Here is a 23,479-nt window from a genome sequence, read left to right on the forward strand (position 1 = left end):
CGGGCGCGGCCCGTCAGCGGGAGGCGTCGCGTGCGTCGGCCAGCAGTTCGAGCAGCTCGGCGACGTCGTCGGGTCCGCGGAGCCGGTACGCTGCGAGCGACTTGCCCTGGCCGACCTTCACGCCGACGTCGTCGGTCTCGAGGGTCGCGAAGGCGTCTTCATCGGTCACGTCATCGCCGACGTAGAGCACCGCGTCGGCCCCGGCGTGCTGCCGCAGACGGGTGAGGGCCTCGCCCTTGTCGCTCGCGCGCACCGCGAACTCGAGCACGTTCTTGCCGCCGCGCGTCGAGAGCCCGGGCAGCGCGCGCTCGACGCGGTCGCGCGCCTCGCGCTGCAGGGCCGCACCGGCCGTCGCGCCGAGCTTGCGGGTGTGCAACGCGATGCCCGCGGGCTTGCGCTCGACCCAGGCGCCGTCGGCACTGGATGCCGCCTCCTCCACGATCTCGATGAGCCGCTCGAGGCTCGTGAGCTCGTTCTCGCGCAGGTCGATCGTGACGCCGCCGCCGTCGAGTTGGAGCTCCACGCCGTGCGAACCGCTGAGGAGGGCGGCGACCGGCGGCGACGCGACGTCCTTCAGGCTGTCGAGCGCGCGGCCCGACACGAGCGCGACGCGCGTGTCCTCGTGCTCCGACATCCGCTCGATGGCCGCGCGGGCGCGCGCCGTGGCGCGGGCGTCCTCCGGCCGGTCGACGAGCGGCGCGAGGGTGCCGTCGAAGTCGAGCGCGACGAGCATCCGTTCGACCTCGGCGATCCGGATGATCGCGCTCCGCAGCGGGTCCGGCACGCCCGGCTGGATCTTGCCGGTCCCGGTCAGCGTCTCGAGGAAGGTCGCCGACCAGTTGGCGACGTCGTTGTCCTTCACCCGCTTGCGCAGGGCGCGCATGCGGCGCGCCCGTTCGCGCTTGGGGATCTGCGTCGCCTCGACCATGGCGTCCTTGAGCCCCTCGATGTCGTGCGGGTTCACGAGGATCGCCTGGCGCAGCTCGTCGGACGCGCCGGTGAACTCGCTGAGCAGCAGCACGCCGTCGTCGTCGAAGCGGGACGCGACGTATTCCTTGGCGACGAGGTTCATGCCGTCGCGGAGCGCGGTGACCAGCATGACGTCGGCGGCGAGGTACAGCGCCGCCATCTCCTCGCGCGGATAACCGTGGTGCAGGTACGAGATCGCCGCGTGCCCGAGCGTCGAGTGGTCGCCGTTGAGGCGCCCGACGAGCAGCTCGATCTCGTCGCGCAGCTGCCGGTAGGTGGCGACGCGCTCGCGCGACGGGCTGGCCACCTGGACGAGCGTGGCCTGCTCGACCGTGAGGCGGCCGTCGCGCAGGAGCTCGCCGAACGCCTTGATCCGGTGGCGGATGCCCTTGGTGTAGTCGAGCCGGTCGACGCCGAGCATCACCACGTCGGGATCGCCGAGGCTCCGGCGGATCTGGCGGGCGCGCTCCTGCACTTCGGGCTTGCGGGCCAGCTGCTCGAATGCGGCCGCATCGATCGAGATCGGGAAGTGGCGCGCGACGACGTGCCGGACGTCGCCGTCGTGCTCGGGGACCTCGATGACGGTGCCGCGAGTGCGGTGGCCGAAGAGTCGGCGCACCGCTCGGGAGAAGTTGCCTGCGTCCGCCGCCCGCTGGAAGCCGATGACGTCGGCGCCGAGGAGGCCGTCGACCACCTGGCGGCGCCACGGCAGCTGCGAGTAGATGCCGTACGCGGGGAACGGGATGTGATTGAAGAAGCCGATGACGAGGTCGGGGCGGCTCTCGCGCAGCATCCGCGGGACGAGCTGCAGCTGGTAGTCCTGCACCCACACGACGGCGCCCTCGCCGGCGGCGCGCGCGGCCGCCTCGGCGAACCGTCGGTTGACGCGCACGTACGCGTCCCACCACTCCCGGTGGAACTGCGGCGGCGCGATGACGTCGTGGTAGAGCGGCCACAACGTGTCGTTGGAGAAGCCCTCGTAGTACTCCTCGACCTCGTCGGCCGACAGCGGCACGGGGATGATCGAGATGCCGTCGTGCTCGAACGGGTCGAACTCGCGGTCGGCGACGCCGGTCCATCCGACCCAGGCGCCGTCGTTGGCGCGCATGACCGGTTCGAGCGCGGTGACGAGCCCGCCGGGCGAGCCCTTCCACCGCGTGTCGGCCCCCTCGCCGCCCACGTAGTCGACTGGGAGGCGGTTCGACACCACGACCATGTCGTAGGCGGCGTCGGGGAACAGGTCGTCGGTCTGGGGATCGGGCTTCACGGCGTCGGGTCCTCCTCGGACTGCTCCGTTTCAGGCTAACAGGGGCCGGAAGTCCCCACCCTGCGCACAGCCGCCGGGGATAGACTTCGCTGCAATGATCCGCATCGGTATGAGCACCACCTGTGTGTACCCACTCGAACCCGAGCACGCCTTCCGTTACGCGAAGGAGGCCGGGTTCGACGGCATCGAGATCATGGTGACGCAAGAGCTCACCACGCAGATCGCCGAGGGCCTGAACGAGATGTCCGAGCGCTGGGAGCTGCCCATCCTCTCCATCCACGCGCCCGTCCTGCTGCTCACCCACTTCGTCTGGGGGCGCGACCCGCGCGTGAAGCTCGACCGCACCGCCGAGCTCGCGGCCGCAGTCGGTGCCGACGCCGTCGTCGTGCACCCGCCGTTCCGGTGGCAGTCGACGTACGCGCGCGAGTTCCTGCCCGCCGTCCGCGAGTTCTCCGGAACGCACGGCGTCGAGATCGCGGTCGAGAACATGTTCCCGTGGCGCGCCGCCGGCCGGAACATGAAGGCGTACGCGCCCGGATGGGATCCGCGCGACATGGACTGCGACGCGGTGACGCTCGACTTCTCGCACGCGGCGCTCTCGGGCATCGACAGCCTCGAGTACGCGAAGGACCTCGGCGACCGACTGCGCCACGTCCACCTGTGCGACGGCACGGGCGCGATCGGCGAGGGCCAGATCTTCGACGAGCACCTGCTGCCCGGCCGCGGCAACCAGCCCGTCGCCGAGACGCTGCGCTGGCTGGCCGAACGCGGGTGGGACGGCTCGGTCGTCGCCGAGATCAACACCCGAAAGGCGAAGACCGAGGAGGAGCGGCTCGAGCTGCTGCGCGAGACGCTCGCGTTCGCTCGCGAGCACACCGCGGTCGCCGCGGTCCCCGAACCCGAGTCGCCGGCGCCCGAGTCGCCGCTGCGCCGGGTGAAGGACGCGATCGACGCGATCCTCCCCCACCAGCGCTGACGCCGCGACCCGGCGGCCCCGCGGGGCGACCGGGTCGCGCGACTGGTGCTGACGCGCCTCAGGCGGTCGCCGGCACCGGGGCGCCGACCGAGCGGATGCCGCGGCGACGCGCCACCGTGAACGCGGTGCCGATCGCTGCGAGCACCCCGAACAGCGCCACGACCGCCGCCGCGCCGAGCACGGCGGCGCCGCCCGCTCCGCTCACGATCAGCTGCATGCCCTGCACGGCCCAGGTCAGCGGCAGGAACGGGCTGATCGCCTGGAACGGGCCGCTCACGATCTCGAGCGGGTAGAGCCCGCCGGACGCCGCGAGCTGGAGCACGACGAGCACGAGCGACACGATGGTGCCGGCGCGCCCGAGCCAGGCGCTGAGGAACGCGTGGATCGCGGTGAACGCGACCGCGAGCAGCGCCGAGAACGCGAGCGTCTGCGGCAGCAGTGTCCAGTCGACACCGAGCGCCGTGTGCATGAGGAGCACGACGAGCGCGGCCTGCGCGAGCCCGATGAGCGAGCCGCGGAAGAGGGTGCGCGCAACGAGGCTCCCGGTCGATGCCGTGCTCGCGAGCGCCTCCCGTCCGAACGGACGGAACACGAGGAACAGCGCCATCGCGCCGAGCCACAGGCCGATGGGCGCGAGCAGCATCGCGATGACCTGGCCGAGCGAGTCGATCGCGTTGTCGCGCTCGGCGGCCATCGTGACCGGCTCGGCGACGACCGACGCGGTCTCCTCCGGGTCGAGGTCGGTCAGCGACGACGACCCCTCCGCGCCCTCCGCGAGACCGTCGGCGAGCTCGCCCGTGCCGTCGGCGAGCTCTGCGGCGCCATCCGCCGAGGACGCGACACCGGACTCCAGCTGGGTGAGACCGCCCGCGATGCCGTCCACGCCCGATGCCAGGCCGTACGCGCCGTCGCGGATGCCGGGCGACCCCGCGGCCGCCTGGTTCGCACCGCTCGCGAGCTGCGAGATGCCGGACTGGAGTCCGTCGACCCCCGAGCCCGTGCCGGCCACGAGCTGGGATCCACCCGCCGCGAGCTCGTCGAATCCGCCGGCCGTCCCGCTGCGGAGCGCCTCGCCGCCCGCGACGAGCTCCGAGAAGCCGCCCGAGACCTCGGTGCGCAGCTGCCCGCCGCCTGCGACGAGCTGGTCGAACGCGCCGCCGGTCTCGGCGACGAGGACGCCGCCGCCGTCCGCCGCGGCGCGCACCTGAGCAACGTACGCCTCCACCGCCGCCCGCGTGGCGGGATCGGCGATCGACGAGGCGAGCAGGTCGCCGCCGTCGGCGAGCTGCGCGATCCCGGCGACGTACTGCGCGGTGCCGCCCGTGACGCCCTCGCCGGCGGTCCCGACGCCGTCGACATAGGCTCCGATGCCCGAGTCGACGCCCGAGCCGGCGGTGCCGACGCCGCCGACGTACTGCGCGATGCCGCCGTCGATGCCCTGGCCCGCCTCCGCCACGCCGGCGACGTACTGCGAGATGCCCGACGTGATCCCGTCGAGCGATGCGGCCTGTCCGTCGAGGGTCGACACGCCGCCCGCGAGCTGCTCGACGCCGGACGCGTACTGGTCGACGCCGGACGCGAACGCCGAGGCGCCCGCCGCGGCATCCGCCGTGCCGTCCGCCGCCGAGCCGATCCCGGTCGCGAGCTGGTCGAGACCGCCCGCGAGGGAGTCGGCGCCGTCGGCGAGCTGCCCGGCACCGTCGGCGGCCTCGCCGAACGCGCCGCCGACCTGGATGAGGTTGCCGTAGAGGCCCTCGAGGTACTGGGTCGTGAGCTCCTGCCCGAACGTGTTCGCGATCGCGTCGCCGACGGTCGTCGCGACGGTCCCGGCGAGGTAGCCGTGGGCGTCGTCGGTGCGGATGTCGAGCGCCGCCGTCGTGGGGGCGTCCCCCGAGAGCGACGTGACGGACTGCGAGAAGTCGGCGGGGATCGTGAGCACCGCGTACGCGTCGCCCGCGGCGAGGGCCTCGGCGGCCTGCTCGTCGTTCGAGATGGTCCAGTCGAAGCCCGCCTCGCCCTCGCCGGTCAGCTCGGTGACGAGCTGTCGGCCCGCGAGCACGGGCTGCTCCCCGCCGTCGGGCAGGGTCATGGTGACCATCTCGTCGTTGTTCACGACGATCGCGGGAATGGCGTCGAGGCGGTCGTCTGCGCCACCGATCGCCGCGGCGACGAGTCCGGCGACGGCGAGCGGCACCGCGATCACGGCCGTGAGCAGCGCGGCGCGGCGCCCGCGGCGCATCGCCGGCGTGGTGCCGCCGAGCGCGGCGGTGACGTCGGATCGGGTCATCGGAGGGCCTCCTCGGGGCGGGCGGCGAGGTCGAGTTCGCGGATGCCGCGCACGTCGAACGCGGCGCGGGCGTGGGTCGGGTCGGCATGGGCCGGTGCGGTCGCGACGAGCGTGACGTCGTCGGGCACGAGCTGCGAGAGCGCGCGCCAGGTGCGGGCGTCCGAAGCGGATGCCGCATCGAGGTCGAGCACGAGCGCGCGCGGTTCCTCGGCGAGCGCGGCGGCCGCGGCCACGAGCAGGCGGTCGAGCGGGTCGAGTTCGCCGAACGGGGTGCCCGGGTCGATCGCGCCGGTCGGCCACGGGATCGAGTCGGTGAACGGCCCGTCGACGTGCCGGCCGTTCGAGTCGGCGACCGCGCGGGCGGCGCTGGCGGCGTCGAGCGCGTCGTCGACCGCGTCGCGCGTCGAACCGAGCCGGTACCAGGGGCGGGTCGCGTCGACGCGGCGGGAGACGAGATCGCCCGCGGTGAGGGCGGGTGCGGCATCCGTCGACGTCTCGGCGACCGCGACCCGGCGCATGACGGCGTTCGCGTCGGTCGGCAGTGGCAGGCCGAGCACCGCAAGGCGCCCGCCGGCGGGCAGGACACGGCCCGCGATGGTCGCCGACAGCAGGCGCCGCTCGGCGGGGCCGCCGCGGACGAGCAGCGCGCCGCCGCGCGGAACGGCCATGGTGACCGGACCGACGGGGTCGGCCGGGTCGCCCACGAGCAGGCGGTCGGCGAGCACGTCGGCGCCGTGCTCGGCGGCCCATTCGGACTCGGCGAGGTGGGCGCGCAGGCCCTCGCCCTCGATGTCGACGTCGGGCAGGATCCGGGCGAGCCATCTCGGCAGCCACCACGCGTGGCGGCCGGCGAGGGCCATCGCGGCGGGCACCAGCGTCATCCGCACCAGGAACGCGTCGAACGCGACGCCGATCGCGAGCGCGAAGGCGATGCCCTTGATCACGCCCGTCCCCTCGGGCACGAACGCGAAGAAGACGAAGAACATGATGAGCGCGGCGGCCGTGACCACGCGCGCCGCGTGCTGGAAGCCGTGCACGATCGACGACCGCGGCTCGCCGGTCTTCACGAACTCCTCGCGCATGCCCGAGACGAGGAACACCTCGTAGTCCATGGCGAGGCCGAACAGCACGGCCATGAGCAGGATCGGGAGGAAGCTCAGGATGGGCCCCGGCTCGATGTGCATGAGGTCGGCGAGCCATCCCCACTGGAAGACCGCGACCGTGAGGCCGATCGCGCCGAACGCCGACAGCAGGAATCCGAGCGCGGCCTTGACGGGCACGAACACCGACCGGAACACGATGAGCAGCAGGATGATCGAGAGCCCGACGACGATGAGCGCGAACGGGATGAGCGCGTCGGTGAGTCGCTGGGAGATGTCGATCGACACGGCCGTGTAGCCCGTGACGGCGATCGGGGTCCCGAAGGCGGTCGTGATCTCGTCGCCGAGGGCGCGGATGTCCTGGACGACCTGCTTGGTCTCGGGGTCGGTGGGGCCGCTCTCCGGGATCACCTGGATGATCGCGGTGTCGACCGTCTCGTTCGGCAGCCCCTCGCCGACGTAGGCGACGCCGTCGACCTCGGCGAGGCGTTCGCCGATCGCGTCGAGGTCCTCGAAGATGTCGGTCGTCTGCGTGATGTCGACCGTGACGATGAGCGGGCCGTTGTAGCCGGGGCCGAAGCCGGCCTCGATCATCTCGTACGCCTCGCGCTGGCTCGATCCCGCCTCGCCCTGCCCGCCGGGCAGGTTGAGGTCGAGGCTCGCCGCGGGGATCGCCGCAGCGCCGAGCAGGCCGACGACCAGCAGCACGAAGACGACGGGCGCCTTCAGCACGGTGTCGACCCAGCGGCGACCGAGGGTCGGCTTCCCGCCCTCGTCGGCCGCGACCGCACGCCGGTGGGCGCGGCTGCCGGGCTTCGGGGCGAGCCGGCCCTTCGCGAGGCCGAGCAGCGCCGGCAGGAGCGTGGTCGCGCCGATCACGGCGACGAGCACCGCGAACGCGGCCGCGACGCCCATGACGCTGAGGAACGGGATTCCGACGACGAGGAGGCCGAGGAGCGCGATGATGACGGTGAGGCCCGCGAACACGACCGCGCCGCCCGCGGTGGCCACCGCCTCGGCCGCGCTCTCCTCGGGGTCCATGCCGCGAGCGAGCTGCGTGCGGTGCCGCGAGAGGATGAACAGCGCGTAGTCGATGCCGACCGCGAGCCCGATCATCACCGCGAGCATGGGCGCGGTGCTCGAGACCGTCGCGAACGCCGACACGACGGCGATGCCGCCGAAGGTCGTACCCACCCCGACGATGGCGGTGAGCAGCGGCATGCCCGCGGCGAGCAGCGAGCCGAAGGTGATCAGCAGCACCACGCCCGCGAACAGCACGCCGAACACCTCGGTGATCGTGAGCCCGAAGGTCGTCTCCTGGAACACCTCGCCGCCGAACGCGACCTCGAGGCCCGCGTCGGCCGCGATGTCGCCGGTGGCGACGACGGCGGCGATCGACTCGTCGGTGACATCCGTCACCTGCCCGTCGAACTGCACCTGGATGTAGGCGGTGCGCTCGTCGCCGGAGACCTGGTCGCCGGCGTACTCGTCGAACGGGCCGAGCACGCTGGCGACGCCGTCGACGCCCTCGAGCTCGCGCTCCATGCGCTCGATCGCGTCGCGGTGCGCGGCGTCGCCGACGGACTCGCCGTCGGGCGCCTCAACGACGGCCTTCGCCGACGCGCCGGCCGTCTGCGGGAACACGGCGGCGAGCTGGTCGATCGCGTCCTGCGACTCGGTGCCGGGGATCGCGTACGACTCCTGGAGCTGGCCGCCGAGACCGATGCCGCCGCCGACGAGCGCGACGAGCGCCACGGCCCAGGCGATGACGACGAGCCAGGCGCGACGGAACGCGAACCGTCCGATGCGGTGGAGGAGGAGAGCCACGTGCGGGTCCTTCAGTCGGTCGTGGTGCGGCGGGCGGGGGGCGCGAGCAGCTCGGGCAGGACGGCGTGCAGCGCCGCTCGGAGCTCGTCGTCGGAGGGCTGGACGCTGTCGTCGGCGAACGTGCGGCCGGCGGTGAGCAGGAACGCGGCGCCGCCGAGCGCGATGCCGAAGCGCACCTGCTCCTCGACGCTCTCGCGCTCCTCGCAGATCGCCGCGGCGAGGCGCCGGGTCGCGGCGTTCGCGCGGGCGATGATCGGCAGGTCCGCGAGGCTCGGCCCCTGGATGAGGAAGACGTGCACGGCCTCGCGGTGCACGAGCAGCAGGTCGACGACGCGGTCGACCAGGCGGCGCCGGCGGCCCGGGTCGCGCCCGGCGAGGTAGTCGTCGAGGAGTTCCTCGAACTCGGCGACGGCCGGTTCGATCGCGGCCTCCAGCAGCGCCTCCTTCGACGCGTAGTGGTAGAGCACGCTCGACTTCGAGTAGCCGGCGTGGTCGGCGATGTGCTGCAGCGAGGTGCCGGCGAAGCCGACGCTCGCGAACTGCTCGAGGGCGGCGTGCTTGAGCTCGTCGGCGGCGCGGGCGCGCGCGGGTGCCTTGGCGTCGGTGGGCATGCCGCCCACGCTAGTTGACCGATCGGTCAGATCCTGCCCGATCGGTCAGACTCGGGGCGATCTCCCAGAGACCGTGTCAACCCGTCGCGGGGCGCCCGGACGGGCGGTAGTTTTACGGCATGCGCAAGTACCTCTTCAGCGGTGCCGTGATCAGCTCGCTCTTCGGCGCCGTCGGCGTCATCAAGGCGACCAAGGCAGGGCCGCACGACTGGAGGCTCGTGCTCATGTGGATCTCGTGGGCCGCGACGCTCGCGATCGCCATCGGCACCGTCGCCGACGAGCAGAAGCGTCGCGAACTGGCCGAGTAGGGCCCGAACGCGCGATCGGCGCCGGGGCCCCCGACCGGGGGCGGCTCCGGCGCCCCGCGGCGTGTCCGCCCCCGGATGTCCGCCGGCGGACGGACACTGGACGAGACCGAGACCGCTACGAGATCCGCGACCCGATCACGACGAGAGGACACCGATGTTCCGCCGCTGGCGCCGCGCGCGGCTCGCCGCACAAGCCGCCGCCCACACCGCACCCGCCGCCCCGTCGCCCGCAGCGACGGCCGCGGACCTGCGCGGGGAGCACATCTTCGAGCTCGTCAATGCGCGCCTCTCCCGCTTCATCGGCCCCGAGGGAGACTGGTCGCTCGTCCGTCGCGGCGACGACGACACCGACCGCATCTTCCAGTCGATGCTGACCCACCAGATCGCCGCCGAGGTCACTCGCGCCATCCTCGAGGAGCGCGAGCAGGTCGCCGTCGTGGTCTCGGCCGACGAGGCGTCCCTTGCACTCACCTGGTCGCCGGCCCCGCTCGTCATGTGGGCCGACCCGGTCGACGTCGGTGACGTCCCGGTCGGCGACGGCGTCGGGTCGACGGATGCCGCGGGCGACGCCGAGCACGCCGACGACACTCTGGTCGCGACATCCGTGCCGGCCCCCGCCGCCGCGGGAGGCGCCGCCAAGGCGGCCTGATCCTTCCGGGCGCTCCGGGCCGGGGATACCGTCGACTCATGGACGACGAATTGCACCTCGCCGGCGGCAACGTGAGTGGCGAGGTCGTCCGTGTCGGGTCGACGGTGCGCAAGGCGTGGACGGACGCCAGCCCGAGTGTCCGGGCGTTCATGGACGCCGTTCGAGACCAGGGCGTCGATGTGCCCGCTCCGCTCGGCCGAGACGAGCAGGGCCGCATCGGCGGCCGGAATGAAATGGACGCTCGCATCGTGCATGGCCCGGACGATCTCGCCGACCCGGTGGAGCTCGGCGAGCGTCAGCTGAGCGCCACCGATGAAGGGATCGAATTCCAGCGGGTTCGTGCGAGGGTGGTGATGTGCCGATCGAGAGCAGCCACCGGGCGTCCGACTCGCCGTACATCGCGCGGGTCTGGGAAGGGCGCACGTCGGGCATCCAGCGGATGACGTCGATCGCGACGTCGAACTGGGAGCTCGTGTTCTGGGACGACGGTGGCGTCGTCCACGCCGCGGTGCGCGGACCGGAGACATCCGCCTCGATCGCCGAGGTCGCAGGCGACTCGCGCTCGCTCGGCATCACGTTCGCGCATGGCGCATCCATGCCGCACCTGCCGATCGGCGAACTCGTGGACGGCGACGTGGAGAGTCCGCACGTCACCGGGCGAGCGTTCGTGCTGCGAGGCGAGGAGTGGGAGATCCCCGACTTCGCCAACGCGGAGCAATTCGTCGAACGGCTCGTCCGTTCCGGCGTGCTCGTGCGGGATCCGCTGGTCGACGAGGTCGTCTGGGGCGGGATCGCCAGGATCGGGACCCGCTCCGTTCAGCGCCGCGTGGCCGCCACGACGGGACTGACCCGGGGTGCCATCCGCCAGATCGAGCGGGCGCGCGAGGCCGCCGTGCTGCTGGGCGAGGGCGTCCCGCCGCTCGACGTCGTGCACCGGCTCGGGTTCTACGACCAGCCTCATCTGGCGCGGGCCCTGCAGCGGTTCATCGGGCGCACGGCCACGCAGCTCAGGGCGCCTGACGAGGCGACCGATCCGATGTCGCTTCTGTACAAGCCAGAGGAACCGGGCCGGACCTAGCGTGACGTCATCGCGGTGATCACCCGCGAATCGACGAGAAGGGCTCACGAAGTTGTCCGAGAACACGACCGTCACGTCCGCCGACGGCACCACCATCGCGTACACCGCCCGGGGCGAGGGCGACCCGATCATCATCATCGACGGCGCGACCGCGTACCGTGCCACGACCCCCGAGAACGCTGCGACGGCCGAACTGCTGGCCGACCGTTTCCGCGTCGTCCACTATGACCGGCGCGGGCGCGGCGAGAGCGGCGACACCGCACCCTACGCGGTCGAGCGTGAGTTCGAGGACCTCGCCGCGATCATCTCGGAGGTCGCGGCGGGTCGTCCGGCCACCGTCTTCGGATGGTCCTCGGGGGCACTGCTGGCCCTCAATGCGGCACAGGCCGGCGTTCCGATCGCGCGACTCGCATTGTTCGAACCGCCCGTCGTCGCGAACGGCGCCCGCCCGCCTCTGCCGGCCGACTACGTCGCGCAACTCGATGCCGCGGTCGCCGAGGGTCGCCCGGGCGACGCGGTCGCCCTCTTCATGACCGAGGCCGCCGGGATGCCGGGCGAGATGGTCGACGGCATGCGGGGCACCGACTTCTGGCCGGCGCTCGAGGCGATCGCCCCGACCATCGCCTACGACGGCCGTCAGGTCGGCGACACGATGTCGGGGCAGCCGCTGCGCGTGGACCTCTGGGATCGGGTCGACATGCCGGTGCTGGTCATGCACGGCACCGGCACCTGGCCGCACCTGGCCGCTGGTGCGCAGGCGGTCGCCGAGCACCTGCCAACCGCGACGCTCAGGCCGGTCCCGGGTGAGAACCACAGCACTACCGCCGACGTGCTCGCGCCGGCGCTGCGCGGCTTCATCGAGGAGAACTGACATGGGACGCATCGTGCTCACCGAGTTCATCTCGCTCGACGGTGTCGTCGAGGCCCCCGGCGGCGAGGACTTCAAGTACCCGAATTGGAGCTTCGAGTTCGACCGCGGCGACGAGGGCGAGAAGTTCAAGGAGGACGAGGCGCTCGGCTCCTCGGCGCTGCTGCTCGGGCGCAAGACCTACGAAGGCTTCGCGTCGGCGTGGCCGCAGTACGACGGCGAGCTCGCCGACAAGTACAACGGCATGCCCAAGTTCGTCGTGTCGAGCACGCTGGGCGACCCGAAGTGGAGCAACACGACGGTGCTCTCCGGCGACCTCGTCGACGAGGTGACGCGGCTCACCCAGCGTGTCGACGGCGACATCTCGGTGGCGGGCAGCATCCAGCTCGCGCAGGGCCTGCTCGAGGCCGACCTCGTCGACGAGATCCACCTCATGTCGTTCCCGGTGCTCCTCGGCCACGGGCGCAAGCTCTGGACGGAGATGCCCCATCGCACGGCATGGAGGCTCGCCGACGTTCGGACGTACGGCGAGGGCGTGCTCGTCACCATCCTGGAGCGTGCCCGATGACGGAGAACGTGGCCGCCGAACCCATCGACATCGGCCGCGACGAGGACTTCGAGGGCTACCTGCACGGCTCACCCGTCAGCATCATCCGCAAGTACTCGGCGCGCCCCGGTCAGGGACCGCGGTTGCATCGCCACCCCTACGTGGAGACATTCCTCATCCACGCCGGTCGCGCCCAGTTCACCGTCGCCGACGAGCAGCTCGTGGCAGTAGGCGGCCAGATCCTGGTCGTGCCCGCGCTGGTCGCACATCGGTTCGAGGTGCTCGACGGCGGGACCTACGAGGCGACCCACATCCACGCCAACGACCGCTTCGTCACCGAGTGGCTCGAGTAGCCTGCCCCGCCCACGAGGCGCTGGGCTTATCCGGCCGTATGAGTCACCAGAGGCGAGCAGCACGGCTCGACGTCGGCGGAGTACTGACGATCACCGCATCCGAGCACCGCGCGCAACTGCAGAACAGGAACGCTGCGCGGGATCGGCTCGCCGCCGTCGTCGCCGACGCGCTGCGGCCGCCATCGCCATCGCGACGACCGACCCGTCCGAGCCGCGGTGCGAAGGAACGGCGCCTGGAGGCGAAGAAGCGGCGCACCGACGTCAAGCGGCTGCGTCGCCCACCTCACGACTGACTGCGTCCGGGAGCACACGGCACGGGCGAACGCGGGCGCCGCGAACGTGCTGCGCTACTCCGCATCGGTGCCGAAGTGCTCGCGCCGCAGGTATCGGGGCGCCTGAACGCGCCAGGCTTCGGTCACCAGCTCGGCGAGATGGTCGTCGTCGATGCCGGCCATGCGGAAGGCGACCTTGGGCTCACCCCAGGTGGTCGTGGTGCGCAGGAACACGTCGGGCGACATCTCGAAGAGGGCGAGTGCGTCCCAGGGGTCGGCGACCTTGACCCCGACCACGAGCTCGGCGGCGATGATCTCGCGCATGTCTGCAGGGATGCTCGGCCACGGGTGGCACTCCCACGCGTAGAGCCTGCCGCGAACGAACCACGCGGCACCGCCTGTCGTCGCGCGCTCCTCGCTGCCGGGCAGCCCGTCGGCCGTGCGGCGCAGGTCATCGAGGTCTGCCACGACACGAGGGTAAGGGGCACGACCGACACGGGCACGACACGTCGGTTCGCCGACCGGCTCCCGGCGACCGAGTGCGCTCCAAAATCGACCGCCGATTCTTGTACGGCCACCTCGAGCGGCCGCTCCCCCGCCGTTCGTAGCGTGAGCAAGAGGGCCGAGAGCCCGCCACGCCGACCACCGGGAGCATCATGACCGCAACCCAGACCCCTGCGACCCGCACGCGCAGCACCGCCCGCGACCTCGCGCAGATCGCCGTCTTCGCCGCGCTCATCGCCGCGCTCACCCTGCCCGGCGCGATCAACGTCGGCCCCGTGCCGATCACGCTGCAGACGCTCGGCGTCATGCTCGCCGGCGCCATCCTCGGCGCCCGCAAGGGCGCGCTCGCCGTGACGGTCTACGTCGTGTTGGGCCTCGCGGGCCTTCCCATTCTCGCGGGCGGCGCCGCCGGCCTCGGCGTACTCGCCGGCCCCACCGGCGGGTTCCTGCTGTCGTTCATCCCGGCGGCGTTCGTCATCGGCTGGCTCGCCGCGCGCATCCGCCCGCACCTGAAGCTGTTCCCGCTGCTCGTCGCGACGATCATCGGCGGCGTGGTCGTCGTCTACCTGATCGGCGTGCCGTGGCTCGCCGCGGTGACAGGCCTGCCGTTCAGCCAGGCGCTCGTCGTCGGCGCGGTGCCGTTCCTGCCCGGCGACCTCCTGAAGGCCGTCGTCGCCGCGGTCGTGGCCGCTGGCGTGCACCGCGCCTGGCCGGGCCTGATCGCCGCGAAGCAATGGCCCTGGGCGAAGCGCCGCGACGCGGCATCCGTCGACGCCGGCGACGAGGCGTTCGCACCCGACGCCGACGCGAAGGCCTGATGGCCGAGATCGTCTTCGATCGCGTCACCCACCGCTACGACGGTGACGCCGTGCTCGCCGACGTGTCGCTCACCCTCACCGAGCGACGCGTCGGCGTCATCGGCGCGAACGGGTCGGGCAAGTCGACGCTCGCGCGGCTGATCAACGGGCTGGTCACGCCCACGTCGGGCCGCGTGCTCGTCGACGGCCTCGACGTCGCCCGCAACGGCCGCGAGGTGCGCCGGCGCGTCGGGTTCGTGTTCACCAACCCCGACAACCAGATCGTCATGCCGACCGTTCGCGAGGACGTCGCGTTCTCGCTCCGCCGGCTGAGACTCCCCGCAGCGGATGCCGCGGCGCGCGTCGAACGCATCCTCGACCGGTTCGGCCTGACCGAGCTCGCCGACCGGCCCGCGCACCGCCTCTCCGGCGGGCAGAAGCAACTGCTCGCGCTCGCGGCGGTGCTCGTCGCGGAGCCCGACGTGATCGTCGCCGACGAGCCGACCACGCTGCTCGACGCACGCAACGCCGCCCTGGTCGAGCGGCACTTCGCCGCCCTCGACCAGCAGCTCATCGTCGTCACGCACCGGCTCGAGGCCGTCGAGGGGTTCGACCGCGTGCTCGTCGTCGACGAGGGGCGGATCGCGTTCGACGGTGCGCCGGCCGCCGCACTCGACGCGTACCGGGGGATCCTGGCGTGATCGGCGTCTACGTCCCGGGCTCGTCGCCGCTGCACCGCCTCGGTGCGGGGTGGAAGCTCATGCTGCTCGCGGCATCCGTCATCGTGGTCGCGATGCTGCCGGAGTGGTGGATGGCGGCGATCGCACTCGGCGTCGCGGTCGCGCTGTTCGCGGTGGCGGGCATCCCGTGGCGGGTCGCGGTGCGCCAGCTCGTGCCGGTGCTGTGGATCCTCGCGATCGCGGCGCCGCTCAACGCGCTGTTCAGCGGGTGGGAGTCGGCGCTCGCGATGTCGCTGCGCGTCTCGGCGTTCGTCGCCCTGGCGGCCGTGGTGACGCTGACCACGCGTGTCTCGGCGATGCTCGACGCGATGCAGCGGGCGCTCCGGCCGCTCGGCGACCGGGTGGATGCCGACCGCATCGGCCTCGTGCTCGCGATGACCGTGCGGGCCGTGCCGCTCATGGTCGAGATCGTGCGCGCCGTCCTCGAGGCGCGACGCGCACGCGGCGCCGAGGGCTCGATGCGGGCCGTCGCGGTGCCCGTCGTCGTGCGTGCGCTGCAGACCGCGGACGGGATGGGCGAGGCGCTCATCGCGCGTGGCGTCGACGACTGAGCGGATGCCGCGCGGCGCGCAATCGCGGTCGGCGGCGGCACGCGGCCGCTCATCTGTTGCCGATCGCGCGCAACCGTGGCCATCGCGGGCCGCTCGGACGTATCGTGAGCACGACCCGACCTCGATGCGGAGGTGCACGAATGACCTGGAATCCGGCGATCGCCGGTCGCGAGCAACTCGCGAGCGCGGCACGGGAGTTCTACGACCGGCAGTCGGCGCGATGCGCCGACCTGGGAATCGACGCGAGCGGCTACCCGATCAGCCACCTCGCGGTGCGGGTGCCGACCTGGCGCGAGTACGTCGCCGCGCGCAGCGAGATCGAGTCGTACGCGACCGCGAACCTCGAGAACGTGTGGAACGGCCGGCCGATCTCGAAGATCCTGCTCGCCGAGCCGATCGAGGTCGGCGACGGCGTGTCCATCCCGCTCATCGAGCTCATCCCGCCGTTCCACCAGCGGGTCTACGCGATGGGCCTCGAGCACCTCGGGTTCGTGGTCGGCCCCGACCATGCCGCGTTCATCGAGCGGCACCGCGACGCCCTCACCGGACAGCAGTTCCAGAGCCCGGTGTGCATGCCGGTGTACCGGCTGTTCGACGACTACACGCACGTGAAGTTCTACGAGACCGGCCTCGGCGACGTGTGCATCCTCGAGGGGGCGCGATTCGACGGGTTCCACCACGCCGACTGGTCGCCGGCCGATCCCGACGCCGGACCGTACGAGCTCGGTCGCGGCGAGGCGGCCTGAGATGACCGCCCCGCTCGAGGGCGAGACGGTGCTCGTGACGGGCGCCACGGGCGGCATCGGCGGCGTGATCGCCGACCGGTTCGCGCGCGCGAGCGCCGACGTGGTGCTCCACCACCGCTCGCGCGACGACGAGGCGGCGAAGCTCGCCGAGCGACTCCGCACCGAGCACGGCGTGACCGTCGAGACGGTCCGCGCCGACCTCTCGGCCGATGACGAGATCGAGCGCATGTTCGCACCCGGGTCTCCGGCCGCCGGCGCGACGCTGCTCGTCAACAACGCGGGCGCCTATCCGACGCGTCCCTTCCTCGAGCTCACCGCCGACGATTGGATGTCGACCTACCGGCTGAACGTCGTCGCGGCGTTCGAGTGCATCCGGCAGGCGGTGCCCGCGATGGTCGCGCACGGGCGCGGTGCGGTCGTGAACGTCTCGTCGATCTCCGCCGATCGCTCGACGCCCGAGCAGGCGCACTATGCCGCGGCGAAGTCGGCCGTGCGGGCGCTCACGCGCAACGCCGCGGTCGAACTGGCACCACGAGGCATCCGGGTGAACTCGGTCTCGCCCGGGCTCGTCTGGCGCGACGGGCTCGACGCCCAGTGGCCCGACGGCCTCGCGCGATGGAGCGCGCGGGCGCCGCTCGGCAGGACCGTCCGCGCCGAGGAGATCGCCGACGCGTGCGTCTTCCTGTGCTCCGAGGCGGCGAGCGGCGTCACCGGGCACGACCTCGTGGTCGACGGCGGCATCACGGCGGTCTCCGACTACTGACGGTCGAACGGATGTCGCCCGGGTCCGCCAGACTGGTGCTCCCTGCACCACGAGGAGACCCGAACCGACATGATGGGCGTCACCCACGCCACGAGCGGCGCCGCCGCGTGGATCGCGATCACCAGCACGATGCCCGTCATCACCTCGGGGGCGTATCCGCTCGATCCCGTGGGCGTGCTCGCCGGCACGGCCGTGTGCGCCGGCGCCGCGCTCCTGCCCGACGCCGACCACCACAGCGCCACGATCGCGCGCTCGGTCCCGCTGATGGGGCGGCTCGCCGCCGGAACCGTCGGCATCTTCGCGGGCGGGCACCGGCAGGGCGCGCACTCGGCGATCGCGATCGCGGTGGTCGCGGCCGCCGCCTGGGCACTGACGCTCGTCACGCTGCAGACCGCGCAGTTCGGCACGTTCGCCGTCGGGGCCGGCATCGGCACCGCGGCGCTCACCGCGTTCGGCCTCAAGGCGCGCCGTTACGCGCGCTCCTGGCCGGTCGCGTGGGTGCTGGGCGTGCTGCTCGGCGCGTTCATCGTCGTCTTCGCGCCCGACCAGGTGGGGTGGTTCCCGCTCGCGGTGACCGTGGGGTTCGTCGCGCATCTCGCGGGCGACTTCCTCACCACCGGCGGCCTGCCGGGCCTGCTCTGGCCGTGGGTGCTGCGCCCGCCGGAGCAGCTGCGCCCCGTCCCCGCGATCAACCGGATCTGGCTGCCGAACGGGTTCGTCGCACTGCCGGTGCTCGGCGACACCGGGTCGTACCGCGAGGCGCTCTTCGGTACGCTGCTCGCGCTGTACTGCTTCGCGGGGTTCGCCCACGAGGGGCTCGTGCTCGCCGGCGTCGACCTCATGGCGCTGATGGCGACGGATGCCGCGGGCCCGACCGGAGACACGCCATGACCGAATCGCACCAGGCCGAGTTCCGCATCGGCCTCGAACCTCCCGGATCGGCGGCCGACGCCGCACTCGTCGCGTCGATCGCCGACCTCGTCAACCGGGTCTACGACGAGGCCGAGGCCGGGCTGTGGCTGACCGGCGCCGAGCGGACCACCTCGGCCGACATCGCCGGCCTCATCGCCGACGGCCAGATCGCGACCGCGCGGGACGGCGACCGGGTCGTCGGTTCGGTGCGCATCCAGTCGCTCGATGCCGACACCGCCGAGTTCGGCATGCTCGCCGCCGATCCGGAACGGCGCGGGCTCGGCGTCGGTCGCGAGCTCGTGGCGTTCGTCGAGGCGCTCGCCGTCGAGCGGGGCGCACGCACCATGCAGCTCGAACTGCTCGTGCCGACGGCTTGGACCCACCCGTCGAAGGAGTTCCTCCGCGGCTGGTACGAGCGCATCGGCTACCGCGTCGTGCGGACCGGCCATCTCGCCGAGCTGTACCCCGACCTCGCGCCGCTGCTGGCGACCGAGTGCGACCTGCTCGTCTTCCACAAGCCGCTCGATCGCATGCCCCGCTGAGAAAGCATGCCCCGCTGAGAAAGAAAGAACCCCGGGGACTGGCGAGAGTCACCCGGGGCCTTCGTGCACCCCCAGGGACTTGAACCCTGAACCCACTGATTAAGAGTCAGTTGCTCTGCCGATTGAGCTAGAGGTGCGTTTCGGCGGGATCTGCGTCAACCCCGAACCGAGGATCAACGGTATCAGGTCGCGGGCCGCGATGCGAAATCGCCCCGCGGTCGGGCGCGTCGCGGCATCCGGTCGCCCACGGACGTGCAGCATGGACGCCGCCGTCGCCTCAATGACGGTAGCGGAGCCAGACGAGCCCGTCGTCCCAGCTCTCGCTTGCGACGAGGCGGAAGGCACCGGCCGGCGGCGGGTCGGACCCGTACCATCGCGGCGCATCGGGACCGGCGCCGGCGAAGCAGGGGTGGAGGAGCAGGCTGATCTCGTCGAGCAGGCCGGCCCGCAGCAGTGCGCCGATCAGGCGCCCTCCGCTGTCGACGCGCACGACCTCGACCCCGCGCCGGCCGAACTCCTCGAACACCGCGGCGAGGTCGACCCGGTCGGCGCCGAGCACGAGTTCGTCCACGCGGCGGCCGGGCGGCCGGCTCGGCGTCGATTCCGAATGGAGCGCGAGGACGTCGGACCAGTACCCCGCATTGCGCAGCGCCTCCCACGCGCCGACGCGCCCGCCACTGTCGACCACGGCGAGCAGCGGGCCGCCCTCGGCGGGACCGGGCCCGGGCGCGGCGGCCAGCGCGGACTCCTGGGCGAGGATGGTGTCGGCGCCGGTGAGCGTCACGTCCTCATGCCACGTGCCGACCAGGCCGTAGTAGCGGTCCAGATCGACGTCGAATCCCCGCGTCGCGCCCTCGAGCGAGATCGCAACGTGCGCCACGCTGTGCGGGCGCGGGAGATGATGCTCCGGGGCCGTCACGACCGCGATGGTACGCCGCACCGGCATGCGCCGCATCCGGCGATCGCACCCGCATCGTCGCCGCCGCCCGTCGCTAGGCTGATGGCGTGACGGATGCCACCGCTTCGCCGGACCCCGACGACACGACCGACGCGCTCGAGGACGACCTCGACAACGATCTCGCACTGGCGCTCGAGCTGGCCGACCTGGCCGACCGGGCAGCGATGGAACGCTTCCGCGCGGTCGACCTGCGGGTCGACACGAAGCCCGACCGGACGTTCGTGACCGAGGCCGACCTCGCCGTCGAGCGGGCCGTGCGCGACCTGCTCGCCGAGCGGCGCCCCGCCGACGGCGTGCTCGGCGAGGAGTACGGCACACAGGGTTCCGGCGCCCGGCAGTGGATCGTCGACCCGATCGACGGCACGTCGAACTTCCTCCGCGGCGTGCCCGTGTGGGGCGCGCTCATCGCGCTGACGGTCGACGGCGCTCCCGTCGTCGGAGTAGCGTCGATGCCCGCGCTCGGGCGGCGCTGGTGGGGCGCGCTGGGCCTCGGCGCGTTCACGACCGATCTACCGGGCGCCGAGCCGCGCGCCATCCGCGTCTCGCAGGTCGGCGACCTCGCCGACGCGTCGCTGAGCTTCCAGAGCATCGCGCAGTGGCGCGACGCCGGACGGCTCGAGGACCTCCTCGCACTGGGCGAACGGGTGTGGCGCGACCGCGCGTACGGCGACCTCTGGTCGTACTGCATGCTCGCCGAGGGCCTGGTCGACATCGTCGCCGAGTTCGACCTCAAGCCGTGGGACATCGCCGCCGCCGTGCCGATCGTCGAGGCGGCCGGCGGGCGCGTGACGTCCGCGGCCGGAGCGGCGCTCGGCGACGGGAGCGTGCTCGCGACCAACGGCCCGCTGCACGAGGCGGTGCTCGACGTGCTCGGCCGCGACGCGGCATCCGTCGACTGACCCGACGCACGACACCGCACCGCCCCTACCGACCCGACCCGGAGGCCGCCATGGAACTCTGCATCTTCACCGAGCCCCAGCAGGGCATGAGCTACGACGAGCAGCTCGCGCAGGCGCAGGCGACCGAGCGCCTCGGGTTCGACGGGTGGTTCCGCAGCGACCACTTCCTGCACATGGGGGCGGGCGACCCGATGCCGGGCCCCACCGACGCCTGGACCACGCTCGCCGGCCTCGCCCGGGAGACCAGCCGCATCCGGCTCGGCACGCTCGTGTCGTCGGCGACGTTCCGCCACCCGAGCGTGCTCGCCATCCAGGTCGCGCAGGTCGACGCCATGTCGGGCGGCCGGGTCGAGTTCGGGCTCGGCACCGGGTGGTTCGCCGAGGAGCACCGGGCCTACGGCATCCCGTTCCCCGACCGCCGGTTCGGCATGCTCGAGGAGCAGCTGCGGGTCATCACCGGCCTGTGGTCGACGCCCGTCGGCGAGACGTTCTCGTTCGCGGGCGACCACTACACGCTCGCGGCCTCCCCCGCCCTCCCGAAGCCCGTGCAGGCGCAGGTGCCCGTCATCGTCGGCGGCGGCGGGCCCTCGCGCACTCCCGCCGTCACGGCCCGGTACGCGACCGAGTACAACCGCGGCTTCGTCGGCGAAGACGAGATCGCCGCCGCGTTCGCGCGCGTGCGCGCCGCCTGCGACGACATCGGCCGCGACCCGGCGACCCTGCGGCTGAGCGTCGCCCTGCCGACCGTGATCGCGACGGATGACACGACCTACCGCCGCCGTCTCGACGCGATCCACGCCGACCCCGCCACGTTCGCCGAGGTCAACCTCGCCGGGACCCCCGAGCAGGCCGTGGAGAAGCTGCAGCGGCTCCGCGACCTCGGCGCCGACCGGGTCTACCTGCAGCTCGTCGACGTGCGAGACCTGGAGCACGTCGAGCTCATCGCCGCCGAAGTGCTGCCGCACCTGCGCTGACCGCCATCACGCGTCACAGTCGGTGACGCAGGGGTCCGCGGCAGCGTACCCTTGACGGGAGAGGGCCGGGGGGCCTCGATGGGGGAAGAACCAGGTGGTCGGGCGGAGACGTCATCAGGTCGAGGACCAGCAGCCGCTGGGTCCGGACGACGACCCGTACCTCGCGTACCTGCTGTGGCGCGAGGAACGCGAGGCCGAGGAGGCCGCCGCGCGCGCCGAGGCGGGCGAACCCGGGCCCGACGAGCCGGAGCCGGTCGGGGCCGGCCGCAGCACCGGGCTGCGCTCGCTGTTCGGCCGCCTCTCGGCTCGTCGCCACGTCAACGGCGGCCAGGGCTGACGACCGCCCATCCGCGCGCGTCGGCCCTCGGAGGTGCGGCTAGCGTGGATGGCATGACCGCAGACCTCGCGAACCGCGCCGACGTCGAGCAACTCGTCGTCGCGTTCTACGAGACCGCGTTCCGCGACCCGCTCATCGGGCCGATCTTCACCGAGGTCGCGCACATGGACCTGGCCGCTCACCTGCCGATCATGTGCGACTTCTGGGAGACGGTGCTGTTCCGCAGCGGCGCCTACCGTCGGAACGCGCTCCAGGTGCACGTGGGGCTGCACGCGCGGCATCCGCTCACCGAGTCCCATTTCGCGCGCTGGCTGGAGCTCTGGACCGCGACCGTCGACGACCGATTCGCCGGGCCCGTCGCGGAGCGCGCGAAGCTGCAGGCGACGCGCATCGCGGGCTCCATGGAACGCCGGCTCGCCGGCGGCTCGGGCAGCGCGTTCGAGACGGTCACCTCCCGCGGCGACGTCGACCACGTCGCCCCGGATGATCCCGCGTTCGCGGGCTGACCGCTACGGCCGCAACTCCGGCAGCGGCCCGCCTGTGCGCGCGTCCTCCCAGAGATCGACCCCGGAGTCGACGGCGTGCCGGTCGATCTCGCGGAGCTCGTCGTCGGTGAAGTCGAGCCGTTCGAGCGCCGCGACGTTCTCGTCGAGCTGCGAGACCCGGCTCGCGCCGATCACGAGGCTCGTCACGCGCTCGTCGCGGAGCGCCCACGCGAGCGCGAGCTGCGCGAGCGACTGCCCACGCGCCTCGGCGACGGCGTTCAGGGCGCGGAGCCGCTCGGCCGTGGCATCCGTCAGCATCGACTCGTCGAGCGACGTATCGGCGGCGGCGCGCGACCCCTCGGGGATGCCGTGGAGGTACTTGCCCGTCAGCAGGCCCTGGGCGAGCGCGGTGAAGCCGATGATGCCGAACCCGAGCTCGCCGGCCGCGTCGACGAGCCCGTCGGTCTCGATCCAGCGGTTCAGCATCGAGTACGACGGCTGGTGGATCGTCAGCCGGGTGCCGCGCTCGCCGAGCAGGCGCGCCAGCTCGCGCGCGGCCTCCGCGCCGTACGACGAGATGCCGACGTAGAGCGCCTTGCCGCTCTTCACGATGTGGTCGAGCGCGGCGGCGGTCTCCTCGAGGGGCGTCTCGGGGTCGGGGCGATGCGAGTAGAAGATGTCGACGTGATCGAGGCCGAGGCGCGCGAGCGAAGCGTCGAGGCTCGCGATGAGGTGCTTGCGGCTGCCTCCGACACCGTACGGACCGGGCCACATGTCCCAGCCGGCCTTGGTCGAGATCACGAGTTCGTCGCGGTACGGCGCGAAGTCGGTCGCGAGCAGCCGGCCGAAGTTCGCCTCCGACGAGCCGTAGGGCGGGCCGTAGTTGTTCGCCAGATCGAAGTGGGTGATGCCGTGGTCGAACGCGCGGCGGGTGATCTCGCGCTGCCGCTCGAACGGGATGTCGTCGCCGAAGTTGTGCCAGAGTCCGAGCGAGAGCAACGGCAGCTTCAGCCCCGACCTGCCCACCCGGCGGTAGGGCATGCGGTCGTAGCGGTCGGTCGCGGCGAGGTGGGTCATCCGCCGATGGTACCCAGCGGATGCCGCGGCGCGGGCGTCCGGACACGACGAAGGCCGCCCCGTGGGGCGGCCTTCGTGCGGC

The 23,479-nt window shown here is 72.6% G+C and carries 26 protein-coding genes, 1 tRNA gene and 1 pseudogene; 20 read left to right on the plus strand and 8 right to left on the minus strand.

Annotated elements, in window-relative coordinates; translation table 11 throughout:
• Window positions 1–13: 13 nt before the first annotated feature.
• Entirely contained in the window at window positions 14–2,236 is a 2,223-nt protein-coding gene (locus ACULK4_RS11300; protein ID WP_445964517.1) for a bifunctional alpha,alpha-trehalose-phosphate synthase (UDP-forming)/trehalose-phosphatase, read from the minus strand.
• Between the two features lie 94 nt (window positions 2,237–2,330).
• On the opposite strand from ACULK4_RS11300, the gene ACULK4_RS11305 reads away from it, so the two are divergent.
• Window positions 2,331–3,212: a sugar phosphate isomerase/epimerase family protein gene (locus tag ACULK4_RS11305; protein ID WP_445964518.1), complete on the plus strand. Its 882-nt coding sequence runs from the start codon at window positions 2,331–2,333 to the stop codon at window positions 3,210–3,212.
• Window positions 3,213–3,270: 58 nt separating this feature from the next.
• On the opposite strand, the gene ACULK4_RS11310 is transcribed toward ACULK4_RS11305, so the two are convergent.
• From ACULK4_RS11310 to ACULK4_RS11320, 3 genes are read right to left on the minus strand one after another with little or no spacing between them, the layout of a single operon-like run.
• Window positions 3,271–5,499: a YhgE/Pip family protein gene (locus tag ACULK4_RS11310; protein WP_445964519.1), complete on the minus strand. Its 2,229-nt coding sequence runs from the start codon at window positions 5,497–5,499 to the stop codon at window positions 3,271–3,273.
• Window positions 5,496–8,426: an MMPL family transporter gene (locus tag ACULK4_RS11315; RefSeq protein ID WP_445964520.1), complete on the minus strand. Its 2,931-nt coding sequence runs from the start codon at window positions 8,424–8,426 to the stop codon at window positions 5,496–5,498. Before ACULK4_RS11315 ends, ACULK4_RS11310 begins: the two co-directional genes overlap by 4 nt.
• Window positions 8,427–8,437: 11 nt before the next feature.
• Complete coding sequence (locus ACULK4_RS11320; RefSeq protein ID WP_445964521.1) at window positions 8,438–9,037, minus strand: TetR/AcrR family transcriptional regulator; 600 nt, start codon at window positions 9,035–9,037, stop codon at window positions 8,438–8,440.
• A gap of 119 nt (window positions 9,038–9,156) precedes the next feature.
• Between ACULK4_RS11320 and ACULK4_RS11325 the strand changes: the two genes are divergently transcribed.
• From ACULK4_RS11325 to ACULK4_RS11360, 8 genes and pseudogenes are all read left to right on the plus strand, one after another.
• Window positions 9,157–9,345 (plus strand): hypothetical protein, encoded by a 189-nt coding sequence (locus ACULK4_RS11325; protein ID WP_445964522.1) that lies wholly within the window; start codon window positions 9,157–9,159, stop codon window positions 9,343–9,345.
• 154 nt (window positions 9,346–9,499) lie between these two features.
• Complete coding sequence (locus ACULK4_RS11330) at window positions 9,500–9,994, plus strand: hypothetical protein (protein WP_445964523.1); 495 nt, start codon at window positions 9,500–9,502, stop codon at window positions 9,992–9,994.
• Between the two features lie 38 nt (window positions 9,995–10,032).
• The gene (locus ACULK4_RS11335) at window positions 10,033–10,437 is read left to right on the plus strand and encodes a hypothetical protein (protein WP_445964524.1); all 405 of its coding nucleotides are present in this window, start codon (window positions 10,033–10,035) and stop codon (window positions 10,435–10,437) included.
• A complete protein-coding gene (locus ACULK4_RS11340; RefSeq protein WP_501043310.1) occupies window positions 10,434–11,072 on the plus strand; it encodes a helix-turn-helix domain-containing protein in 639 nt (212 codons plus the stop codon). Before ACULK4_RS11335 ends, ACULK4_RS11340 begins: the two co-directional genes overlap by 4 nt.
• 52 nt (window positions 11,073–11,124) lie before the next feature.
• Window positions 11,125–11,943 (plus strand): alpha/beta fold hydrolase, encoded by an 819-nt coding sequence (locus tag ACULK4_RS11345; protein ID WP_445964526.1) that lies wholly within the window; start codon window positions 11,125–11,127, stop codon window positions 11,941–11,943.
• Window position 11,944: 1 nt separating this feature from the next.
• On the plus strand, window positions 11,945–12,508 hold the full coding sequence (locus ACULK4_RS11350) for a dihydrofolate reductase family protein (RefSeq protein WP_445964527.1): 564 nt from the start codon (window positions 11,945–11,947) through the stop codon (window positions 12,506–12,508).
• The gene (locus ACULK4_RS11355; protein ID WP_445964528.1) at window positions 12,505–12,840 is read left to right on the plus strand and encodes a cupin domain-containing protein; all 336 of its coding nucleotides are present in this window, start codon (window positions 12,505–12,507) and stop codon (window positions 12,838–12,840) included. Before ACULK4_RS11350 ends, ACULK4_RS11355 begins: the two co-directional genes overlap by 4 nt.
• 50 nt (window positions 12,841–12,890) lie before the next feature.
• Window positions 12,891–13,133: pseudogene (locus ACULK4_RS11360) on the plus strand (aminoacyl-tRNA hydrolase); the annotation flags it as partial.
• Window positions 13,134–13,187: 54 nt separating this feature from the next.
• On the opposite strand, the gene ACULK4_RS11365 reads toward ACULK4_RS11360, so the two are convergent.
• On the minus strand, window positions 13,188–13,580 hold the full coding sequence (locus ACULK4_RS11365) for an MmcQ/YjbR family DNA-binding protein (protein WP_445964529.1): 393 nt from the start codon (window positions 13,578–13,580) through the stop codon (window positions 13,188–13,190).
• 188 nt (window positions 13,581–13,768) lie between these two features.
• On the opposite strand from ACULK4_RS11365, the gene ACULK4_RS11370 reads away from it, so the two are divergent.
• The 7 genes from ACULK4_RS11370 (at window position 13,769) to ACULK4_RS11400 (ending at window position 18,667) form a co-directional block, all read left to right on the plus strand.
• Window positions 13,769–14,434 (plus strand): biotin transporter BioY, encoded by a 666-nt coding sequence (locus ACULK4_RS11370; protein ID WP_445964530.1) that lies wholly within the window; start codon window positions 13,769–13,771, stop codon window positions 14,432–14,434.
• The gene (locus ACULK4_RS11375) at window positions 14,434–15,114 is read left to right on the plus strand and encodes an energy-coupling factor ABC transporter ATP-binding protein (protein ID WP_445964531.1); all 681 of its coding nucleotides are present in this window, start codon (window positions 14,434–14,436) and stop codon (window positions 15,112–15,114) included. Before ACULK4_RS11370 ends, ACULK4_RS11375 begins: the two co-directional genes overlap by 1 nt.
• Window positions 15,111–15,704 (plus strand): energy-coupling factor transporter transmembrane component T family protein, encoded by a 594-nt coding sequence (locus tag ACULK4_RS11380; protein WP_445964532.1) that lies wholly within the window; start codon window positions 15,111–15,113, stop codon window positions 15,702–15,704. The genes ACULK4_RS11375 and ACULK4_RS11380 overlap by 4 nt, the downstream gene beginning before the upstream one ends.
• Before the next feature lie 140 nt (window positions 15,705–15,844).
• Window positions 15,845–16,450: a VOC family protein gene (locus ACULK4_RS11385; protein WP_445964533.1), complete on the plus strand. Its 606-nt coding sequence runs from the start codon at window positions 15,845–15,847 to the stop codon at window positions 16,448–16,450.
• Window position 16,451: 1 nt separating this feature from the next.
• Complete coding sequence (locus tag ACULK4_RS11390; RefSeq protein WP_445964534.1) at window positions 16,452–17,213, plus strand: SDR family NAD(P)-dependent oxidoreductase; 762 nt, start codon at window positions 16,452–16,454, stop codon at window positions 17,211–17,213.
• 69 nt (window positions 17,214–17,282) lie between these two features.
• A complete protein-coding gene (locus tag ACULK4_RS11395; protein WP_445964535.1) occupies window positions 17,283–18,104 on the plus strand; it encodes a metal-dependent hydrolase in 822 nt (273 codons plus the stop codon).
• Entirely contained in the window at window positions 18,101–18,667 is a 567-nt protein-coding gene (locus ACULK4_RS11400; protein ID WP_445964536.1) for a GNAT family N-acetyltransferase, read from the plus strand. The genes ACULK4_RS11395 and ACULK4_RS11400 overlap by 4 nt, the downstream gene beginning before the upstream one ends.
• Before the next feature lie 64 nt (window positions 18,668–18,731).
• Here ACULK4_RS11400 and ACULK4_RS11405 read toward each other — a convergent pair.
• Both ACULK4_RS11405 and ACULK4_RS11410 read right to left on the minus strand, forming a co-directional pair.
• Window positions 18,732–18,804 (minus strand) — tRNA-Lys (locus ACULK4_RS11405).
• A 140-nt stretch (window positions 18,805–18,944) separates the two neighbouring features.
• Window positions 18,945–19,586: a dihydrofolate reductase family protein gene (locus ACULK4_RS11410; RefSeq protein ID WP_445964537.1), complete on the minus strand. Its 642-nt coding sequence runs from the start codon at window positions 19,584–19,586 to the stop codon at window positions 18,945–18,947.
• 86 nt (window positions 19,587–19,672) lie between these two features.
• Here ACULK4_RS11410 and ACULK4_RS11415 point away from each other — a divergent pair, with 86 nt between their 5' ends.
• From ACULK4_RS11415 to ACULK4_RS11430, 4 genes are all read left to right on the plus strand, one after another.
• Window positions 19,673–20,524: an inositol monophosphatase family protein gene (locus ACULK4_RS11415; protein WP_445964538.1), complete on the plus strand. Its 852-nt coding sequence runs from the start codon at window positions 19,673–19,675 to the stop codon at window positions 20,522–20,524.
• A 50-nt stretch (window positions 20,525–20,574) separates the two neighbouring features.
• Window positions 20,575–21,498 (plus strand): LLM class F420-dependent oxidoreductase, encoded by a 924-nt coding sequence (locus tag ACULK4_RS11420; protein WP_445964539.1) that lies wholly within the window; start codon window positions 20,575–20,577, stop codon window positions 21,496–21,498.
• 94 nt (window positions 21,499–21,592) lie between these two features.
• Window positions 21,593–21,835 carry a hypothetical protein gene (locus ACULK4_RS11425; protein WP_445964540.1) on the plus strand — a complete coding sequence of 81 codons (243 nt, stop codon included), beginning with the start codon at window positions 21,593–21,595 and terminating at the stop codon, window positions 21,833–21,835.
• Window positions 21,836–21,888: 53 nt separating this feature from the next.
• Window positions 21,889–22,341, plus strand: a complete 453-nt coding sequence (locus ACULK4_RS11430; protein WP_445964541.1) for a group III truncated hemoglobin — start codon at window positions 21,889–21,891, stop codon at window positions 22,339–22,341.
• 3 nt (window positions 22,342–22,344) lie between these two features.
• Here ACULK4_RS11430 and mgrA read toward each other — a convergent pair whose 3' ends face one another.
• Window positions 22,345–23,397: an L-glyceraldehyde 3-phosphate reductase gene (gene mgrA / locus ACULK4_RS11435; protein ID WP_445964542.1), complete on the minus strand. Its 1,053-nt coding sequence runs from the start codon at window positions 23,395–23,397 to the stop codon at window positions 22,345–22,347.
• Window positions 23,398–23,479: the final 82 nt, after the last annotated feature.

It is taken from the genome of Agromyces selenitireducens (assembly GCF_052748465.2).

Coding starts and splice junctions, on each gene's coding strand:
- ACULK4_RS11400 (WP_445964536.1), top strand. CDS start 18,101: ATGACCGAATCGCACCAGGCCGAGTTCCGCATCGGCCTCGAACCTCCC.
- ACULK4_RS11390 (WP_445964534.1), top strand. CDS start 16,452: ATGACCGCCCCGCTCGAGGGCGAGACGGTGCTCGTGACGGGCGCCACG.
- ACULK4_RS11325 (WP_445964522.1), top strand. CDS start 9,157: ATGCGCAAGTACCTCTTCAGCGGTGCCGTGATCAGCTCGCTCTTCGGC.
- ACULK4_RS11350 (WP_445964527.1), top strand. CDS start 11,945: ATGGGACGCATCGTGCTCACCGAGTTCATCTCGCTCGACGGTGTCGTC.
- ACULK4_RS11420 (WP_445964539.1), top strand. CDS start 20,575: ATGGAACTCTGCATCTTCACCGAGCCCCAGCAGGGCATGAGCTACGAC.
- ACULK4_RS11320 (WP_445964521.1), bottom strand. CDS start 9,037: ATGCCCACCGACGCCAAGGCACCCGCGCGCGCCCGCGCCGCCGACGAG.
- ACULK4_RS11370 (WP_445964530.1), top strand. CDS start 13,769: ATGACCGCAACCCAGACCCCTGCGACCCGCACGCGCAGCACCGCCCGC.
- ACULK4_RS11355 (WP_445964528.1), top strand. CDS start 12,505: ATGACGGAGAACGTGGCCGCCGAACCCATCGACATCGGCCGCGACGAG.
- ACULK4_RS11305 (WP_445964518.1), top strand. CDS start 2,331: ATGATCCGCATCGGTATGAGCACCACCTGTGTGTACCCACTCGAACCC.
- ACULK4_RS11340 (WP_501043310.1), top strand. CDS start 10,434: ATGACGTCGATCGCGACGTCGAACTGGGAGCTCGTGTTCTGGGACGAC.
- ACULK4_RS11375 (WP_445964531.1), top strand. CDS start 14,434: ATGGCCGAGATCGTCTTCGATCGCGTCACCCACCGCTACGACGGTGAC.
- ACULK4_RS11395 (WP_445964535.1), top strand. CDS start 17,283: ATGATGGGCGTCACCCACGCCACGAGCGGCGCCGCCGCGTGGATCGCG.
- ACULK4_RS11430 (WP_445964541.1), top strand. CDS start 21,889: ATGACCGCAGACCTCGCGAACCGCGCCGACGTCGAGCAACTCGTCGTC.
- ACULK4_RS11335 (WP_445964524.1), top strand. CDS start 10,033: ATGGACGACGAATTGCACCTCGCCGGCGGCAACGTGAGTGGCGAGGTC.
- ACULK4_RS11330 (WP_445964523.1), top strand. CDS start 9,500: ATGTTCCGCCGCTGGCGCCGCGCGCGGCTCGCCGCACAAGCCGCCGCC.
- ACULK4_RS11310 (WP_445964519.1), bottom strand. CDS start 5,499: ATGACCCGATCCGACGTCACCGCCGCGCTCGGCGGCACCACGCCGGCG.
- mgrA (WP_445964542.1), bottom strand. CDS start 23,397: ATGACCCACCTCGCCGCGACCGACCGCTACGACCGCATGCCCTACCGC.
- ACULK4_RS11385 (WP_445964533.1), top strand. CDS start 15,845: ATGACCTGGAATCCGGCGATCGCCGGTCGCGAGCAACTCGCGAGCGCG.